Origin of the sequence: Neorhodopirellula pilleata, from assembly GCF_007859915.1 — a bacterium.
In the GTDB taxonomy this organism is placed as follows: domain Bacteria; phylum Planctomycetota; class Planctomycetia; order Pirellulales; family Pirellulaceae; genus Rhodopirellula; species Rhodopirellula pilleata.
Window position 1 is genome coordinate 116,563 of record NZ_SJPM01000008.1, and the last position, 14,411, is coordinate 130,973.

At 55.2% G+C, this 14,411-nt stretch carries 11 protein-coding genes; 8 read left to right on the forward strand and 3 right to left on the reverse strand.

All coding sequences use genetic code 11. The annotated features are described in order from the left end of the window. Positions 1-48: 48 nt before the first annotated feature. Genes Pla100_RS18380 through Pla100_RS18390 form a run of 3 tightly spaced genes read left to right on the forward strand, consistent with a single transcriptional unit; the run spans position 49 to position 3,026 of the window. A complete protein-coding gene (locus Pla100_RS18380) occupies positions 49-498 on the forward strand; it encodes a type IV pilus modification PilV family protein (protein ID WP_146579156.1) in 450 nt (149 codons plus the stop codon). Continuing rightward, a complete protein-coding gene (locus Pla100_RS18385; protein WP_146579157.1) occupies positions 495-1,307 on the forward strand; it encodes a hypothetical protein in 813 nt (270 codons plus the stop codon). The genes Pla100_RS18380 and Pla100_RS18385 overlap by 4 nt, the downstream gene beginning before the upstream one ends. A gap of 9 nt (positions 1,308-1,316) precedes the next feature. After that, complete coding sequence (locus Pla100_RS18390) at positions 1,317-3,026, forward strand: helix-hairpin-helix domain-containing protein (protein WP_146579158.1); 1,710 nt, start codon at positions 1,317-1,319, stop codon at positions 3,024-3,026. A 64-nt stretch (positions 3,027-3,090) separates the two neighbouring features. Here Pla100_RS18390 and Pla100_RS18395 read toward each other — a convergent pair whose 3' ends face one another. Further along, entirely contained in the window at positions 3,091-4,662 is a 1,572-nt protein-coding gene (locus Pla100_RS18395) for a GspE/PulE family protein (RefSeq protein ID WP_146579159.1), read from the reverse strand. Between the two features lie 394 nt (positions 4,663-5,056). Then, positions 5,057-7,546, reverse strand: a complete 2,490-nt coding sequence (locus tag Pla100_RS18405; protein WP_197168056.1) for a cytochrome c peroxidase — start codon at positions 7,544-7,546, stop codon at positions 5,057-5,059. 626 nt (positions 7,547-8,172) lie between these two features. Here Pla100_RS18405 and Pla100_RS18410 point away from each other — a divergent pair. From Pla100_RS18410 to Pla100_RS18430, 5 genes are read left to right on the forward strand one after another with little or no spacing between them, the layout of a single operon-like run. Continuing rightward, complete coding sequence (locus Pla100_RS18410) at positions 8,173-9,207, forward strand: type II secretion system F family protein (RefSeq protein ID WP_197168057.1); 1,035 nt, start codon at positions 8,173-8,175, stop codon at positions 9,205-9,207. Positions 9,208-9,265: 58 nt separating this feature from the next. Next, positions 9,266-9,730 (forward strand): type II secretion system major pseudopilin GspG, encoded by a 465-nt coding sequence (gene gspG / locus Pla100_RS18415; protein WP_146579162.1) that lies wholly within the window; start codon positions 9,266-9,268, stop codon positions 9,728-9,730. Positions 9,731-9,735: 5 nt separating this feature from the next. Further along, positions 9,736-10,212: a prepilin-type N-terminal cleavage/methylation domain-containing protein gene (locus Pla100_RS18420; RefSeq protein WP_197168059.1), complete on the forward strand. Its 477-nt coding sequence runs from the start codon at positions 9,736-9,738 to the stop codon at positions 10,210-10,212. A 4-nt stretch (positions 10,213-10,216) separates the two neighbouring features. Further along, positions 10,217-11,701 (forward strand): hypothetical protein, encoded by a 1,485-nt coding sequence (locus Pla100_RS18425; RefSeq protein WP_146579164.1) that lies wholly within the window; start codon positions 10,217-10,219, stop codon positions 11,699-11,701. After that, a complete protein-coding gene (locus tag Pla100_RS18430; RefSeq protein WP_146579165.1) occupies positions 11,698-12,774 on the forward strand; it encodes a hypothetical protein in 1,077 nt (358 codons plus the stop codon). The genes Pla100_RS18425 and Pla100_RS18430 overlap by 4 nt, the downstream gene beginning before the upstream one ends. Here Pla100_RS18430 and Pla100_RS18435 read toward each other — a convergent pair. Then, entirely contained in the window at positions 12,747-14,198 is a 1,452-nt protein-coding gene (locus Pla100_RS18435) for a hypothetical protein (RefSeq protein ID WP_146579166.1), read from the reverse strand. The two genes, Pla100_RS18430 and Pla100_RS18435, sit on opposite strands and share 28 nt — an antisense overlap. Between the last annotated feature and the right edge of the window lie 213 nt (positions 14,199-14,411).

The window sequence follows — 14,411 nt, forward strand, 5'->3', positions numbered from 1 at the left end:
ACTCGATTACGCTTTCGTCCGGCCGTTGCCCCGATCCGATTCATCAAGATGAGACCTCTTCGCGCCCGACATCGAGCCGGCTACTCGTTGCTCGAGACCATGATCGCGAGTTTCGTTTTGCTGATCTCGCTCGCCGCATTGGGGCTGCAAACTTCGGTGGGTACGAAGGCGGCTCGGCGAGCACAGTTGCAAACGCAATCAGCCATCTTGGCCGCGTCGAAACTAGACGAGTTGGTCGCGACGCGTACGTTCGCGGTCACCACCTCTCCCCAGCCTTTCGGTGACCATCCCGAATGGAACTACACGGTTTCCCTCGAATCCGTGGATCGTGTAGGCCAGCTTGCCGACATGGGCGACCCGGCGAACTTGATTTTGTTATCCATCGCGACGTGGAAGACCGGCGGTGAAGCGCACCAATCCCGGACAACGTTGCGAAAGATCATTCGTCGGTCTATTTCGTCGGATTGGGATGCCCCCATATCGGGAACGGCTCGATGAACCAACGATTGCACCGACCTGCGGTTGCTAGAACTGTTCGAGTTCACCCCGGCTTCACGATGATGGAAGCACTGCTGTCGATGTCCCTGATTTCGCTGCTGATGGTCGCGATCCTCGCCAGCACCACGTTGTACGTCCAGTATCGTAGTCGAAGTATCCACGGCAATCGCGCGGCGGTCGTATTGCGGGGAACGCTCGATGACATTCAAAACGATTTGCGTTCGTGTTTGCCGGCGCTCGCGACTTGGCATACGTCTAGCCCGATCGCCGGGGAACTCAACGTGACGACCGTAAGTGACAATTCGATCGGCGAACGGGTGCTTCAGGATGACCGAAGCGAAGAGGCATCTCCGGTCCACTTTGTCGGTCGTCGCGACGCACTCTTGTTGCTCCGTGCCGGACTGAACCCACGGTTTCCTAGTGAGCACGATGTTAAACAGGAGCAAAGCCCCCGTGGGTCGCAGGTGTTATGGCTATCGCCATCGCGATCGGAGATTAACCTGCCCGTCAGTCGATACGGCGGACGAGTTGTCACTAAAAGGTTTCGCACGAACGAATCGACGCCGGGGCTATGCCGAGCCACGCTGTCGCATCGCGACGATTCCGGACCGATCTGGGATGTCAATTCAGAAGTCGTCGCGATTCAGTTTCGATTTTTTGATGGTAACGATTGGTTGGCCATGTGGGACAGTCATCTAAGAAATGAATCCTTGCCGGTCGCCGTGGAGTTGACCGTGGCCTTTCGAGAGGATCCATCGAACGCTTGTCGGATTGTCACTTATCTTCCTTGTGGTCAGCCGACGGAATAACGAACCATCATGAGACGATACTTTCGATCCAAAAATCGCGGCGTTTCGAGACCGGTGCACGCTCGCCAAGGCGTTGTCTTGATTCTCGTCGTCGTCGTCGTGGCGGCGTTCAGCGTGGCCGCGTACTCGTACACGCGTTTGATGTCGACCGAGTTTGCGATCGCATCTTCCCAGCACAAACTTCGTCAGCAACGGTTGCTCGCCGAATCCGCTTTGGAACAGCTGTTGAGCGCCCAGCCCCACTCGCTTGCGACATATTGCCGACCGCCTGCGCCGGCGCGAGATCGCCTGACGAACCGCTTCATGCAAGACTCGGCCATGGTGGGACGTCTGACGTCCACGCAGCAGCCTTCGTTCCAAGGGACTTATGCGATTCTCACCGACGTGCCCCGGACGAACGTTCCGACGGGATTCGGACTCAATAATGAATCGGCCAAACTCAACCTCAACGATTTCTCGCAAAGAGCGATCAAGCGCAAAAAGGTCATCGCGAAATTAATGCGGTACGACGGGCTCAATGAGGCGACCGCCCGCGGGATCGCGGATGCGTTAGGAGTCTTCGAACCCGAAAAAACGACGGGTTCCGTCAAGACCTCGTTATCGCACAACGGATCGCTCACCTCGCTCGATCAACTGCTTGAGGTCGCCGGTGTTACGAAAGAAAAACTCTTCGGCGAAGATCACAACGGAAACGGACGTTTGGACCCCAACGAGAACGATGGTGATGAGAGTTATCCGCCGGACAATGCCGACGGAATATTACAGGCCGGCTGGAGCGGACACTGGACATTGACCGGTGCCGAGTCCAATTTTCGCGACGACGGTTCACCGAAATTGAACTTGAACCAGCCCGATCTGGTTGCTCTGTATGATTCCTTGCTCGACTTCGCGACGCCCGAACAGGCAAAGTTTGTCGTCGCTTGGCGAATCGCATCGGTGACTTACACGGACGATCCGTCGAGCGGAGGTTCGTTGACCCGCGAAAACATTCAAGACCAACGGAAACAAACCGCTCAGGATCGAGTTCGAAAACAACTCGGTGGCGGCTCCGGCGAGGCTGCCTCGGATCAATCCATACCCTCTTCCGTCACGACGCCGAACCCCGAGCGCATCAGCACCCCGACCAACCGATCAGGAACCGTGCGTTCGGGGATCGAATTGAGCGGTGGAGGAGGACGCCGTTTTCGTTCGCTATTGGACTTGGCATCGTGCCAACTGCAACTCATCATTGATGGCGAAGACACCATCTTGGTATCGCCCTTTGCAAACGATCCAGACGGACTAGCGGGATGGTTGCCTCGATGGGAAAGGATGACCACGACGACCGACGGACCGTCTCGGACCGATCGGATCAACATCGTGCAAGCGTCTCGGGAAACCTTGACCACCATCGACGGCATCACCCCGGAAGTGGCCGATCGAATCGTGGCGGCACGAACGCGAATGGCCATGCAAACGGGCGATGCCGAGTTCGCTTCGCTGACCGTCGGTTGGTTGATCGAGGCCGGGCTGATGAGCACTTCGGAGCTTCGTGCAATAGCCGCCGAGATCACCGTCGGCGGCAGTGTTTTCGCGGGGATCGCGTTGGGCCAATTGGACGATGGTCAAACGGCGTCGGCGATCGAGTTCGAAATCGACGCTTTGCGGCGATCACCACGATTGAGGAAGGTCTTAGATTTACCGCCACTTCCCAACCAACAACGGCTAGAGGCGATTTAAATCAACAGCCTTGACGTTCGTTGAAACTGGCTCTGGCGACGCGATTTCTGGGTCGTGTTGCGGATCACGCCGGCGAGACACGGAACATTTCGGCAACGGTTGTTTGGCCTTGTTGCACGAGTTCCCATGCGGAGGCGCGGAGCGTTTGGGTTCCGGCCGCGACGGCCGCTTGGCGTATTTCGTCCGCTGAAACGTTCTCCTGGCATAGTTTGCGAATGTTGCTATCGGTTTGCAGGAGTTCAAAAATGGCTTGGCGACCACTGTACCCGGTCCCATGACAATGGCGGCATCCGACGGCTTGATAGATCGTCGCGTCATCCCGTAAGTACAATCCGTTCGGCACTTCGGCTCGCCCGAGAGCTTCTGGTTTTCGACAAGCTACGCACAAACGGCGCACCAAACGCTGCGCCAAAACCGCCTCGACCGTACTAGCCACCATGTACGGTTCGACCCCCATGTCGACCAGCCGCGTGTATGCAGAGGCGGCGTCGTTGGTATGCAAGGTGCTAAACACTAAATGGCCGGTCATCGAGGCCTGCACTGAGATTTTCGCGGTTTCGGTATCACGAATTTCACCGACCAAGACGACGTCGGGATCATGTCGTAGAAGACTCCGCAACCCTCGGGCGAACGTGAGTCCGATCTCAGGTTCGACTTGAATTTGGCTGACCTGGCGGAGCTTGTATTCGATCGGGTCTTCGATTGTTGTGATTTTGGTGTTCACGCAGCGAATCGCCGCAAGCGAGCTGTAGAGCGTGGTCGTCTTGCCGCTGCCCGTCGGGCCCGTCACGAGCAGCAAACCGTTGGAACGACGAATCAGTTTCTCCCACACGATTCGAATGTCTTCGGGCAGGCGTAACTGGTCGATTCCCAAGTCGCTTTCGCCACCGCTGAGCAATCTCAATACAATGCTCTCGCCGTGATGGGTCGGGATGACCGAGACCCGCAAATCGATTTCACCATCCTTGAGATTCAAGTGGATACGACCGTCCTGAGGCAGTCGTCGTTCGGCAATGTTCAACTTTGCCATGATCTTGATCCGACTAACGATCGCCGATCGAAAACGCTGGATCTCGACCGGAACATGCTGCTGTTGCAGGACGCCGTCGACCCGAAACCGAACGATGAGCTCGTCTTTTTCCGGTTCGATGTGAACGTCGCTCGCCCTTTGGCTGACCGCCTCGACGATCAGCTCGTTGACCAGTTTTACCACCGAGGACGCTTGTGACTTGTCATCGATCTCGTCACCGGCCGCTTCACAGAGTTCGTCCACTTCATCGTTGGATCTAGCAACCAAGTCGCGAACGGTACTGCCTCCGACGCCCAGCAAGCGATGCAGGTGACGACGAATCGGGTCCGGTTCCGAGAGCACCGTCACGATCGGCCATCGGCACTGCGCGGCGAGTTGCTCGATGCCCTCGAGGCGTTTCGGATCCGAGACGGCGACGAAGCATTTTCCACCGTTCACCTCGATCGGCAACATGTTCTCGCGAAATAGCAACTGACTCGGGAAAGTCGCTACCAACTCGGCGTCCACCACGACATCCTGCAGTTCCCAGGCTTGCATGCCAAAGAACTCGGCCTGTCGAATGAGTTCCTGGTTCTCGGTTTCGAGACGGGAGTTTATTGAAACCATGAAGACATTCCTATCAACATTCTAAAAAGGGCGGGCAAGCTACGCCGGGCTTGCCCCTGGCTGTTCAAAACTTGGTGTGGCGACATTTCCGTTCTCCGCAACTTCCTGTCACCTCTCCCGGCGAAGCTGGGGGAGGTCGGATCGAGCGAAGCAAGATTCGGGAGGGGGCATCCCCAGGGCAAACCAAGCGAATGCATCGAAACAACGCCCGTGCCCCCTCCCTCGCGTACTCCTGAACGTCGTCGCTCGACCTCCCCCAAACTGCGTTCGGGAGAGGTGACAGGTGGACGAGCAACTGCTGAACAAAAAGGGTGAAACAGCGAGTCAACACCACATTTTGAAACGTCCAGACCTGCCCGCCCCGAACAGACTGACTCGGTCAGTCGAAAGCAACCTACTGCACGATTTCCTCAAACGCCCGGATACGCTCGCCACCGTCTCGGCCCACGGCGGGGATCTGGATGATGACGTCCTTGGCGATTCCGTTCTCGACACCGGAGTGACCATCAGGAACGATCAATTCGGGGTGGTCAAACGGTGCTTTTTGAAAGCGAACCCGATCATCGGTGAGACTTTTCATGAAGTTCACGATGTCGTCGATGCCTTGCGGATCCGCGTCGTCTTGCAACTCGGGGATCCCATCGACATCCGGATCGATATCCTGTTGGTTTTCTTTCCAAAACGTACCACCACGGACATAGAACTCGACGGTCTCTTTCAACGTGCGATATCCGCCGGTGTGAAAATAGGGTCCGGTTAGCTCGATGTTACGCAAGGTGGGCGTCTTGAAACCACCATCGACGGTGATGCGACCCGAGACGGTGTCACTTTGGCCGATATCCCGTCCGTTTTGACGCTGCTTGGTATAAGACAGCGGGCCGAACGTTGGATGGTCGGCGCCCACCGCAATGTCTTCTAAAGTCGGGCGAACGCCGATATTGTAGAAACCATTGTCGTACCAAGCCTCTTCACCATTTCCCATCACCATTCGCTCGATCAGCTTGATCGAATCGCCGTTTCGGATGTCGCTGATCGTCGCACCAGCAAACTCCGGCCCTCCGTGACAGTTGATGCATTTTCCTTCATTGAGAAACAGCTTCAATCCGCGTTTTGCCGATTCGCTCAGCGCGGACTCATCGCCATTGGCCCAGCGATCGTAAGGGGCATCGTCGGATACCAAAGTCGACTGATAGAGCATCAACGAAAGTCCCCAAAACAGCGAGAAGTTCGATTCCATTTGTGTGTAACCTTCGTCGGTGACGTTCGGTGACGACCACCAATGATCGACAAACGCCTCACGGACCAAATCGCTGTAATTTTGATTCAAACCATTCGCCGAACCGTGTCGGAAGTTTGCCAGCACGCTGTCGGTCGGATGAACATTCTGGAGGGCGAGGGCACGCAACAACAACATCTTGCGACCAATCTCCTTGAAATCACGACCATGCCATGACATCTCCACTCCACTGAGTGGCGGCCCCACGGCTTGCGAAGCCAATGCCGCGTTGTTGAGCAATATCTTGGTCGGCTCAAGGTTATCGATATGAACCGTCGTTTGGGTCGGTCCCCAAGCCCAGTATTCGAAAGAACGCCACCCGAACCACCAATACCGTGCCGTCGCACGATACCAACCCCACGTGGTTTTGGTTTCGGATCGCTTGACGTGTTTGAGAACACGAGCGGTCGGGTCCAAGTCACCGAAAGGATTGACGCCGTTGAAATGGTGGTTGGCACGACCATCCCAAAACAAACGATCAAAGAAAACCGCGTTGATCGTTGTCGGTGTGTCGCGGGCGGTCACCTGCCTTGCGTTGGCTCCGCTGAGATTGAACACTGGATCAAAGACAAGGCTTCCTTCATCGATCGGACTGCCCTCGTTGATGCGAACGAAGTCCTTGCGGACGACCCCGGCGGAACCGAAGACTTGTTTGGAATCTCGCACAAGACGGTTGTCGAAAATGCTTCGCGTATCGTCTTCGAGTTTGGAAAGAGGGAAGTCAGCAGCGTTCACGCGAGTGTTGATTTTATTGTCGGCTTTGAATTGCGCGATCGCGTCGGCGAGTAATTCTGCCTGTCCGTTTCTCTGAGGACCGAACACGCTGCCCGGTGCCCCCGGATTGACAACGTTCACCAATCGCTGGTCGATTCCGGCCGGGGCGTGACACGTCGCGCAGGCCGTTCGGCCATCACTACCGACTTGCATGTCCCAAAACAAAGCCTTCCCCAGCGCGATCGCTTTGGAGCGGTCTTTGACGAAATGATCTAGATCTTTGGGTAGCGGTACGGGGATCGATGAGAGTGCCGGCGGCGGCGAAGCCACATCGGGACCGACAACGTCGGCGGCGTCCCATTCGACAACATATCCCATCTTCCTGCCTAGAGATTCATCGTCCCAGCTTCCCGACCACCAATACATTTTCAGATGGTGTTGCCCAGCCGCATAATTATTCGGCTCTCCCGCTGCAAAGTTGGCATAGGCACCGCCCACGGGCTGACCATTTGCGGCGCCTTTCCAGAATTGAGCGCCTGTTCCCTCCGCCTTGGCCCAACGCCAAGTTCCTTCACTCCCGATATCGGTACCGGCCAACCACACATCGCGGCGATAGGCTCTCGAAAGTTCATAGACGGCGGCATTCTCTTGCTGATTGCGAATGCTCGCCAATCGTCCGACCGCTCCATTGAATTCATGGACCGTTCGCGCACGGACTTCTGATTCTTCCCACGTAAACTCCGTGTGATGAATCCCAAAGAAACGGTCCGTCTCGGGTACGTAGCGCAGCCAATGATTCGCGCTCACGAGGTCTTGGATTTCTACCTCGCGAGCGGAGGGCGGCTCGGCCTTCGTCGGAGTCGTGGTGAGCACCATCGCGACGGTGCAGAGCATGAACGTTGTTGAACGCCGCGAATACGTTCGAGATCTTCCAAGTTTCCACATGGGTTTGCATTTCCTGTTTGAATAGACAAGTAGCGAGTTGTTCGGTTTTCCCAGAAATGGGGACGTGAGAATCGCTCGCCCTTGACGAAGCGTCTCCCTACCTTCTAACCGAGCCATCGCGAGCCAAATGGGGACAGCTTGGCGGAAACAATCTTGGAAATTTCTTTCAATTCCAACTGAGCCGAAGTAAGGACCACCCGAGCAGCGTTTAACGATTCGGTCCGACGCAAAACAGGGACAGGTTTTGATCTGAAGCGGATCCAAATTCTTCAACGCCCCCGTCAAGCTCGCTCCGACGCAGAAAATTGCGAACTTTGTTAACAACGGAAACGAAACCACCTCATTTTGATCGTTGTTTCAGATTCGGATCGATCCGGTAAGCAAAATCGGCCACCGCAAATAGCATGATCCGGATGAAGAACTTCCGGTACAAAGCTGTCGATCAAAACGGGCGAGTCGTCTCGGCGACTTGCGAAGGGGATTCACGTGCGGACGTGCTCGCATCGCTGAAGTCTCAAGGCTTTTGCGTGTTGAAAATGGAGGAGATAACACGCCGCGTATCGAAATCACCGACCATGAATCGTGTCTCCACATCACGTTTCTACACCATGCTCGGCGACCAGTTGCAGGTCGACGTTCCGCTCCTCGAAGCAATCGAACTGATCGCCAAACAAGAGAAAGATCCTTCGGCCAAACAGTTGATTAGCGAGATTGCGAAAAAAATCGAAACAGGTGAGTCGCTGAGTCAATCGCTCGCGAGTTATCCCGCCATGTTCTCGGACGTCGAGCGGAACCTCATTCGTTCCGGTGAAGAAGGTGGTTTCTTAGCCGACGCGGTCGAGAACATCAGCCAAATGCGAGATTGGCAGCACCAGCTGACGAACCATGTCTGCGGTGCGGTCGCCTATCCCTTGTTATTGATTTCGGTCGCGTCCCTTTTGGTACCGGCCGTCTTGATCTTTCTGGTTCCGAAACTCGAACCGATCTTTGAGTCACTTCGTCGCGATGAACAACTGCCTTGGCCGACCGCAACGCTACTCAAACTCAGCAGTCTGACTCAGTTATACGGAACCACCGTTGTTGGGTTGCTATTGATCATCCTCGTCTCGGGGTACCTATTCATTCCTCGCAAACGCATGATCGAAACACGGGACCGATCGATTCTGCGAGTTCCATTGATGGGGGTACTCGTTCGGGAGTTTCTGCTGGCTCGTTTTTGTCGCGTGCTGGGAACTCTACTCCAGAACAAAGTTCAGGTCATTCGTTCATTTGAAATTGCATCCAAAGTGATCGGAAACCAACACCTTACGCGAGCGATATCAGCGGTTAGCGACGACATTGCGGCGGGACGATTGCTTACCGATGCTTTGGAACGTTCCCACGAGATGCCCTCGGATTGCATCGCGATGCTCGGCGTCGCGGAACGGTCAAACCGATTGGACAGCGTACTCATACGAGTCTCATACCAACTCGAAGCTCGAACGAATCGACGTTTGGAAATGATGGTGAAAATGATCGAACCGGTCCTGTTGCTCGTGATGGCAGCGTTTGTCGGATTCGTCGTGCTCGCCTTACTGTTACCAATCTTTGAAGGACAAACGCTTGGCTAAACGACTTGTCCGCATCCTATACCAAACATCCTCAAAACCACATCCTTGGGAGAGTACCATGCTGCCCTTTTCGCTTACTAACTATTTTTGCCACGCTCGTCGGTTTTCAATCAGAAAAGAACGAACACGAGGATTCACGTTAATGGAATTGCTTCTCGTGCTCGCAATCTTGCTCGTGATGGCCGGTCTCGTGCTCCCGAAGTTAATGGGACGACAAAAGAACGCCAATATCGATGCGACTCGAATCAGCATCGAAGGACTTAAGCAAGCGATCGAGATGTATGCCGTCGATCATGACGGAGAAACGCCGAGTTCGTCCGAGGGACTGTCCGCCCTGCTTCAGAAACCTGGAAACGACCCCAAATGGCGAGGGCCCTACCTCGACCGCGCTCCCAAAGACGCCTGGGGGCATGAGTTTCAATATCGCTACCCGGCCACGAAGAGCACGTGGGAATTCGACGTCTTTTCATCCGGGCCGGATCACCTCTTCGGCAACGAAGACGACATCGGAAATTGGGATTGATGTTCATGAAACGTTATGCCGCCTTCACGCTTTTTGAGCTCTTGCTGGTATTGGCGATTCTGTCAACGCTTGTCGGCACGGCGATGCCCACACTTCAGGGCTGGATGACGCGGGCAAGAACGGATCGCGACGCCGGTACGTTGGTGTGGCTCGTCAGTGAAGCGCAACGGCGATCGAGTCGAGACGGACGAGAATGGAGCATTCGATTCCAACCGCGACCGTGTGCGTTGCGTTTAGAAACCGACTCCTCAATCCAAGTACATCGAAATGCGAACGTTCAGCGACCGATGATTCACACGCTCGACGCCCGGACCCATGTTGAATTTCGACACATCCATTCGGGGCAGATTGTCGATCGATTGGTGGTCTCACCCGGTGGCGTTCTATCGGCGATCCGCGTCACGGTCCAATACGGCGATGGGTTGGCCGATCACTTCGAAGCCGACCGACTGACGAACCGACTCGTCCAATCCAAGGAATGACAAAATGAACCTGAAACGAAACAACCATCAAGTGACTCCTGACTGTTTGATTGAATTCTCGCGTTACGGGATTGGGATCGTCACTCAATCATCCGATGAGAGACTTGCAAGTACCGCCTATCAACAGTTTACCGAAGGAAGCCTTGATTTCACGGACACGAACGAGGTGGCGAAATGGTTACTTGATGGCTTGAAAGCTGCCGGCGTGAACGCACCGTCGACCGCGACCGTCTGCATTCCGCGTCATCTTGGCACGATTCGTGTATTGGAAGTTCCAGTCTTGGCCGACGTTGATCTAGGGTCAGCGATCGAGTTGGAGTTGGAATCCATCCTCGGCGATGAACATGAACTATTCGATTTTGATTACGTTGCCTGTCCCACCGAACTGTCGTCGACGAGCCAGTTCGTCGTGGTTTTCACGGTTTCTCGGACATTGATCGATTCGATCAAGTGCGCCTTTCAGGCGGTCGGAATCCGTCCGGCACAAATCACCTTGAGTGAGTGCATGTACTGGAAACCGGCTCCGCGAAACGCAGTCATGGCCGATGAGCTATCCAACGCGATCGTGGTGCGTCACGATCGTGTCGATCTAGTGGTCAGATACCGTCATCAATTGCTTCAATCACAAAGCTTGCCGCTCGATCTGGTTGAACCACCCAAGGTGGATCATTGGATCGCTGCGTTGCGACGATTGACGGCGAGTCTTCCGAGTCCGCTCGCCGGTTTACCAAGCCATTGTCAGTTACTCATCGATCGCGACGATCCGGGTTTGGACGTGGACGCCTTGGCGGTGCACGCGTTCGGGCAACAAGTCGCTAACCAAGCGAGCGATCAATGTATCGAGGTCGTTGATTTCGAATTTAGTTCCGTTCTTTCGACCAATCCCGCCGTCCGTACCGCCGGCTTCAATCTGGCGTCTCCATACCGATCGCGTCCGAGCGGTTTCCCGAACCGGGCCAAGGTAGCGATGATCGCGACGGTGTTCGTGTTGCTCGTCGCGGGTCACCAATTATACGTGCGTTATCGGACCGAGCAGTTATCGATCGAGCTCGCCAACCTCCGCGACCGCTCTGCCGAGGTCGATCGTCAACTGGTTCGGCTGACACCCGAATGGACGGCCGCGAATCATTTGCAACGATGGCTCCAATCACGAGTGGCATGGAACGAAAGTATCCGCGAGATAGCGACCGAGTTTGGTAAGTCGGAGAACCTGTACGTGGTGAGAATGCAAATGGACGACCCGACCAATAGCGATCAGGGAGCGATCACGAGGGTGGAGGGGCGTGCTCGCAATACGGCCGATGTGTTGGATCTAACCCGTCAACTCGCGGCGGAGTATCCCTGGCTTTCGGTGATGCCCAACGGCATCGAGCCGAGCCGCGTTGATCCTCAGTTCGGATCGCAGTTTCGGGTCGAGATTGTCGGCACGTCGATCGAGCGCGCGTCGATCGAGGTTCAATCCAACAACCCGCCAAAGGTGCTTCCATGAGTCGTTCCGTAAGAATGCTGTCGGCGGCATTGGTCGCCTCTCTGTTATTTGGCCTCAGTAGTTCCGGCCCGATGGATTGGATCACAGGACCAATCGCCCATCAGCAGGTTTTGTTGACGGACGCGAAGAACAGTTTGAGGGCGAAGGAACTGGAAATGCGCCGGGCGGAAATCTCGATCGCTCAATTGCAGGACAAACGATCCGAGAGTCTCCATCGCGATCCGTCGAAGGCGCAGGTCAGCTACCAGGAGTATTTGATTCGAATGAGCGATCGTTTCGGATTGGAATCGGTGGTGGTTTCGAGTGGACAACCCGAAGCGGTCGAGGGGCTCGGTCATCTCTTACACTTCAACATCGAGGGGGCGGGGGCGACGTCGTCGATCGGCAAATGGATTGATGGGTTCTTTCGTACTGAGACGTTGCACCGGCTCGCACGGTTGCAGGTTTACCAATCGCTTGGGCCTGATTCGCCGACGCACCGATTCGCGATGAATGTCGAAGTGCTCACGCTCGCGAGTGGCTCGGACGGTCCAGATGTCCTACCGGTCAGGCTTCCGCCGGTCGGAGTTGCAGACGATCTATTCGCGTCCCACGATATCTTTCGACGACCGCAACCGAAGATCGCCAAGGCGGTTGAAACGTCGCCATCGACCGCTTCAATCTGGGGCAACTTCCTGGCACAGTTGCCGAAATCGTCCGAACCTGATCCAGAACGAGCGGCCCCCAAGACGAAATCGAATCCACCTGAACCCAAGCCTGATCCGCGGAAGTCGGTTCGATTCGTTGGTGTGATCGGCAACGGCAACTCCAGAGTTGCGATGTTCATGGATTCTCGCAATGGTAAGCGTTTCGCACTTGGGCGCAACGAGACCTTGACAAGTTTCGGGATCAACTCCGAGATCGTGCAGATCCAAAGCAACTCGATCGTACTCGAAGGAACTGATTTGCACGAAGGTCACGCCGAGGAAGTAAACGTTTCGGATGCGGTTTGCTTATACAATCTTTCGCTCGGAGCTCTACTTGCCGAGGCAACACTGCAGCCCGTCTACGGCAAGTCACCTGGCGGGCGGTAGCGCAGCGTGGCGCTCATCATGGGAATGGTATCTCGCTCGAAATTGGTTTTCGTTACATTCGCTTCGATTCGTTTGCTGCTCTTGCCAACAATCAGACCTCTTGTGACGAGGTGTCCTCGCGTGTCCAACTGTGACTTCAATGCACCAAGAGTGCTGGGGGATTTCTCGGGATGCATCGCTTCGTTGAGTAGGGCGAAGTCCTCTCCGTCAAAAAGACTTGAGAGTGTTGTTTCGGACGTGGTGTCGACGTTCGCTTTGGATGAGGCGGTACCGTCAGACTTTCGTTCAGGGAAAACCGTGATCGAAATCGTTCCGGCGTGTTGTCCGTAGTCGATTTCTTTTGCCGCGGATTCGGTTTGGGACAAGACTTGAAAGGGTTCGCGTTGATTGTCCTCCATCTGAAACCCTTTGATACCGAAGATATCCATCGTCGGTTCAAAGACCCATGCTCCGCACTTGGCGTCAGGCAGTGTTTGTTTGCGAAGCGTGTTCTCGCCATTGACTTTCACGACAACGGCCAGTCGTGGACGTTCGCTACCGGCACGCGTCACGACGAACTCAACGGATTGGCCGGTTTCAGGCTCGGCAACGAACGCTTGGTCGCCTTGAAAGGTAATCGTTTGTGGTTTGCCGTCGTAACGAACCTCAAACCGGATCGGTACATCGGGGTGATCCGGGGCCAACGGATGAGGTTCTTTATCGGCGGATTTCGCCTCGGATTCGTCTTCCTTGGTGGCCTCGGCGTCAATCTTCAGCGACGTCAATACGGCTTCTTCGGTTGCTTGATCTTTTCGTTCTGACTCGCTGAGATTTAACTTCGCATCATCAAAAAGACCTCGCACACGGAAGCTTTCTCCTGCGTCGAGGAGATCGTCAATGTCGGGTTGAATCTCCAGAATCTTGACCGGAGTCAGTGTGCTGATTTTCGGATCGACGACTTGAATCATCATCGTGATCTTGGAAAGATTGCGGTGAATGACGGCGGTTCCGGTGTAGAACGCGTCCAACTCTTTCTCCTGATCTCCCCAAGACATGGGATAGGGCTTGGTAAACAATTTCTGGCGACCCGCGACGCTCAGGTGACTCGCTCCATTGATTATGGCGGCATGCTCGCTGGCTTGTTTGGCGATGCCGATCTCGTTGGACAGTTCGTTTTTAAGGATCAACGCCATTTCCAGCTTGTCCGCCAAACGCCGACCGAGTGCCGAATCGGTGGTGCCATTGCGTTCGTTTCCAACCCGAAACTTCAAAACACCAATGTTTCGATAACCCGAATTGCGAGCGTGCTCAAGGATCTCGGGAGCCACACTGATCAGCTTTTTTTCGAGATCGTCGGCGGCACGGGCATTGCCAAGCGTCAGCAACAGCGTCGCCAATCCGATCGCAATCAACCGCGACGGGGCAAAGAAAATTTGAGATCGCATGAAAACTTAGACTCCATGAAGTGGACTGGCTAGCACTTTGTCAGCCATTCAATTGCGGCGCGGCGTGTAGCGAAAGTCGCCGAGACTTTCGGTGATCCGAAACCCAAGCCGAAGCTCTTGGTGAGTTTCGCCAACATATATTGAATGGGAACAACGAACCGAGGACAGTGTGACCGGATCGTACAGTCTAACAGGATGCACACGGCTCGTGAG